This is a genomic window from Nocardia brasiliensis IFM 10847 (genome assembly GCF_000710915.1).
In the GTDB taxonomy this organism is placed as follows: Bacteria; Actinomycetota; Actinomycetes; order Mycobacteriales; family Mycobacteriaceae; genus Nocardia; species Nocardia brasiliensis_A.
Genome location: NZ_BAUA01000065.1, coordinates 1 through 4,057, shown reverse-complemented (window position 1 = coordinate 4,057; position 4,057 = coordinate 1). Strand labels below are relative to the sequence as shown.

5 protein-coding genes are annotated in these 4,057 nt (G+C 69.0%); all 5 read left to right on the top strand.

Features of this window, described 5'->3' with window-relative positions; all coding sequences use genetic code 11:
- On the top strand, positions 1 to 465 hold a 465-nt coding region (locus tag NBRGI_RS14040), incomplete at its 5' end, for a DUF5666 domain-containing protein (protein WP_029896317.1).
- Between the two features lie 77 nt (positions 466 to 542).
- Positions 543 to 1,679 carry a hypothetical protein gene (locus NBRGI_RS14035; RefSeq protein WP_029896315.1) on the top strand — a complete coding sequence of 379 codons (1,137 nt, stop codon included), beginning with the start codon at positions 543 to 545 and terminating at the stop codon, positions 1,677 to 1,679.
- A gap of 46 nt (positions 1,680 to 1,725) precedes the next feature.
- Positions 1,726 to 2,538, top strand: a complete 813-nt coding sequence (locus tag NBRGI_RS14030; protein WP_029896313.1) for an SDR family NAD(P)-dependent oxidoreductase — start codon at positions 1,726 to 1,728, stop codon at positions 2,536 to 2,538.
- Between the two features lie 2 nt (positions 2,539 to 2,540).
- Positions 2,541 to 3,122 carry an orotate phosphoribosyltransferase gene (pyrE, locus tag NBRGI_RS14025; RefSeq protein ID WP_051727736.1) on the top strand — a complete coding sequence of 194 codons (582 nt, stop codon included), beginning with the start codon at positions 2,541 to 2,543 and terminating at the stop codon, positions 3,120 to 3,122.
- 44 nt (positions 3,123 to 3,166) lie between these two features.
- Positions 3,167 to 4,057: beta-ketoacyl-ACP synthase 3 (locus NBRGI_RS14020; protein ID WP_029896309.1), on the top strand; the 891-nt coding region annotated here is incomplete at its 3' end.

Here is a 4,057-nt window from a genome sequence, read left to right as displayed (position 1 = left end):
AACACCGGTCTGTGGATCGCGCTCATCGCCGGTGTGGTGCTGCTGGTCGGGGCCGCGGGCGTGGTCGCGGGCGTGGTGCTGAGCGGTAAGGACTCCGATTCGTCCACAGCCGCGAACACGTCGGCCCTGCCGACGGCCAACCGGACGCCGGTGTCGCCGCGCACCGGTCAGCCCAACCCGACCGTGCTGCCGAGCCTGCCCGGACTGCCCGGCATCGACGCGCTCGGCACCACCATGGGCACCATCACCGCCAACGACGGCGGCACCCTTACGGTCAGCACCCTGACCAACGCCACGGTCACGGTGCACACCGATGCGAACACCCAGGTGATCTCGGTGTCCGGCACCAAGGTCGCCGACCTGCCCAAAGGCGACATCGTCCTGATCCAGGGCGACAAGGGCGCCGACGGGACGATCCACGCCAAGGTCATCATCAGCACGTCGCTTCCCGGAGGCCCGAGATGAACCGGCTCGCTTTCACACGGCTCGGCGCGCGGCCGAGAACAGACCGCCTCCGGCCGCTTCCATTAGGCTAGACGGCGATGACTGCAATGTGGTTCGGCTTGGCGGCGATCGCACTCGTGGGTGCGATCGTGCTGCTGTATTTCGATCGGATCCAGCGGCAGCGGACCGGTCACGCCCGGCAGGTCTGGGCGAAATCCCAGGGCTACACGTATGTGTCGGTGGAGCCGGCGCTCCCCTCGACGTGGCGGCGCGGTGCGCTGGCCAAGCTCGGCTACCTGTCCGCGGTGGACGTGGTGTCCGGCATTCGCAAGGGTGAGAAGTTCGTGCTCTTCGATCTGGAGGACGCCGCGACGCTGATCGCGGTGCGGCGCCAGATCGGTTCGGACATCGACGTGGACATGCGGCTCAAGACGGCCTCGCCGCCCAAGGACGCCGACCTCGAACTGCTCGGCGCGATCGGCGACCGCGTGGTCTTCGCGACCAACCCGGAAATCGCCAGGCACGCGGTCGATCAGCGGATGGTCGCGTTCATCGAGACGTTGCCCGACACCGTGCAGATGCTGTGGAGCGAAGGCAACTGGACGCTGGGCATGCTGTCGGTGGGTACCTCCTCGCGCGAATGGGAGACCTCGATCGACGCGGTGCTGCGCCTGTCCGGCCTGCTGCACGTGCTGCCGCCGGTCAGCGAGCCGCGCTTCGACAGCGGTGATCACGATCCGGGCCGGCCGCGGCCGCGCGGCCGGGCCCGCGACGAGGAACTCGACGACGACGAACTGGACGCGCCCGTGGGCGCGGGCCGCGTGCAGCCGCCGCGGCTGCGTAAGGACGAGGACTACGACGAGCCGCCTTTCGTCGAACAGGACTACGACGGGGACTTCGACGAGCGCGCCCCGCTGTCCACCCCGGACGAGCCGGAACCGCCGCGCCGCCCCTCGCTCGCCGTAGTGCCCGACGCGCGCACCCGGGTCCGGGAAGAACCACGGGTCCGCGAGGAGCCGCGCGTCCGCGAGGAGCCCGAGGCCGCCGACGACTGGTCGCCCGTACCGCGCGATACCTGGTCGCCCGCACCGCGCGACGAGCACGCGGACAACGACTGGGCCGATGAGCAGCCCGACCGCCGCCAGGCCCCGCGCGAGGACGATCGTGCGGCCGAACCGCCGGGTGGACCGTTCCACCCTGGGTTCCGTCCGTATCAGGGACCTGTGCCGCAGTGACCGGCCGTGTCGGCAGGGTGACCGCCGTCCGACCGACCGAGCGCCGATGACCGAACACCCCGTGCCGCCGCGCCTGCCCGGCGCGAGCAGGCCCGTGGCGTTGATCACCGGACCGACCTCGGGTATCGGGCACGGCTACGCGATGCGCCTGGCCTCGCTCGGCTACGACCTGGTGCTCGTCGCCCGGGACGAACAGCGCCTGGTGACCCTGGCCAACGCGTTGCAACACCGGTTCGGCACTCGGTGCGAGGTGCTCGTCACCGATCTGACCAGTCCGGCGGCTCGGGAGCGGGTCGCGGCCAGGTTGCGGGCGGGTGTCGAATTCCTGGTCAACAACGCCGGATTCGCGCATGCCGAACCTTTCTGGGCGCTCCCGCCCGAGCAGCTGCAGGCCGAGGTGGACGTCAACATCGCCGCGGTGGTGCAATTCACCCGGGCCGCGTTGCCCGCGATGATCGCGGCGGCGAACGGCTCGGTGATCAATCTGGCCAGTGTGGCCGGGGTGATCCCCGGACGTGGATCGACGTATTCGGCGGCCAAGGCCTACGTCGTATCCTTCACGGAAGGGTTGGCAGGTGGACTGGCCGGAACGGGTGTCCGGGTCCAGGCCCTGTGCCCGGGATTCGTGCGCACCGAATTCCACGAGCGAGCCGGCATCGATAAGTCGTCGCTGCCGAAAGCCTGGTGGCTCAGCGTCGACCAGGTGGTTGCCGGTTCCCTGCGTGATCTGGAGAAAGGCCGGGTACTGAGTGTGCCCGGCATGCAGTACAAAGCGCTCACCACCGTCGCCGGAATGATCCCGCGAAACCTGGCGGCCCGACTGAATCGCGGCTTGTTCAACGCACGCGGAAGGACTTAGGAATGATCGACGAGGCAACCACCAACGAGTCGGCGCTGGGCACCACCGCCGGTTCCGACCGAGATAGATTGGCCGCGCTGGTGCGCGAGCTGGCCGTAGTGCACGGCAGGGTCACCCTGTCGTCGGGCAAGGAGGCCGACTACTACGTAGACCTGCGCCGGGCGACGCTGCACCACGACGCGGGACCGCTGATCGGCAAGCTGTTACGCGAACTGGTCGCCGACTGGGACTTCGACGCCGTCGGCGGCCTGACCATGGGCGCCGACCCGGTCGCGTTCGCCGTCATGCACGCGCCGGGCCGGCCGATCGACGCGTTCGTGGTGCGCAAGGCCGCCAAGGCGCACGGCATGCAGCGCCAGATCGAGGGCCCCGATATCGTCGGCAAGCGGGTGCTGGTCGTCGAGGACACCACGACCACCGGAAACTCCCCGCTCACGGCCGTGCGTGCGCTGCGCGACGCGGGCGCGACGGTGGTCGGCGTCGCCACCGTGGTGGACCGGGAAACCGGGGCTGATCAGGTGATCGCCGCCGAGGGCCTGGAGTACCGCTCCATCCTCGGATTGAGGGATCTGGCGCTGAGCTAGCCTGGACAGCGGTCTAGTTCTGCAAAGGTGAAGGGTCATCTTCAGTGGTGAGCATTGCAATCAACAAGAATCGCGACAACGTTGCGATGCTCGGTATCGGCGCCTATCGGCCGGCGCGCATCGTCAGCAACGCCGACGTTTGCGAGGTGCTGGACTCCAACCCTGAGTGGATCTACGACCGCACCGGCATTCGCAACCGCCGTTGGATCAGCGGTGACGAGACGCTGCGGTCGATCGCGGCCGCGGCGGGCGAACGCGCGCTGGTCAACAGCGGGATCGACCGCTCGAAGATCGGCGCGCTGATTCTCGCGACGTCGAGCTGGCTCATGCTCACCCCGCACGGCGCCCCGTCCATCGCGCACGACCTGGGGATCAACGGCATCCCGGCGTTCGACCTCACCTCCGGCTGCGGTGGTTTCGGCTACGGACTCGGCGTCGCGGCCGACCTGATCCGGGCGGGCTCGGCCGACTACGTGCTGCTGATCGGCGCCGAGACCATGACCGTCGGGCTCGACCCCACCGACCGCGGCACCGCGATGATCTTCGGCGACGGCGCGGGCGCGGTGGTGATCGGGCCGAGCGAGGAGAACGGCATCTCGCCGACCGTGTGGGGCAGCGACGGCGAGAACGCCGCCGCGATCGCCCAGGACGTGAACTTCCTCGACTACATGGAGAAGGCCCAGGCGATGCAGGGCACCGATCCGGCGGTCGAGCCGATCGGCCGGATGTCGCTGCGGATGGAGGGCCCGCGCGTATTCCGCTGGGCCGCCGTCACTTTGCCGCGCGCTCTGTCCACCGCGCTGGAGGTGTCCGGGGTGGCCAAGGAGGACATCGAGGTGTTCATCCCGCATCAGGCCAACGCGCGGATCAACGAGTTGATGAAGAAGAACCTGGGCCTGGCCGACGATATCCCGATGGCCAACGACATCGAGAAC

Excerpts from the sequence above, each read along its gene's own strand:
- NBRGI_RS14035 (WP_029896315.1), top strand. The coding sequence starts at position 543 with ATGACTGCAATGTGGTTCGGCTTGGCGGCGATCGCACTCGTGGGTGCG.
- pyrE (WP_051727736.1), top strand. The coding sequence starts at position 2,541 with ATGATCGACGAGGCAACCACCAACGAGTCGGCGCTGGGCACCACCGCC.
- NBRGI_RS14030 (WP_029896313.1), top strand. The coding sequence starts at position 1,726 with ATGACCGAACACCCCGTGCCGCCGCGCCTGCCCGGCGCGAGCAGGCCC.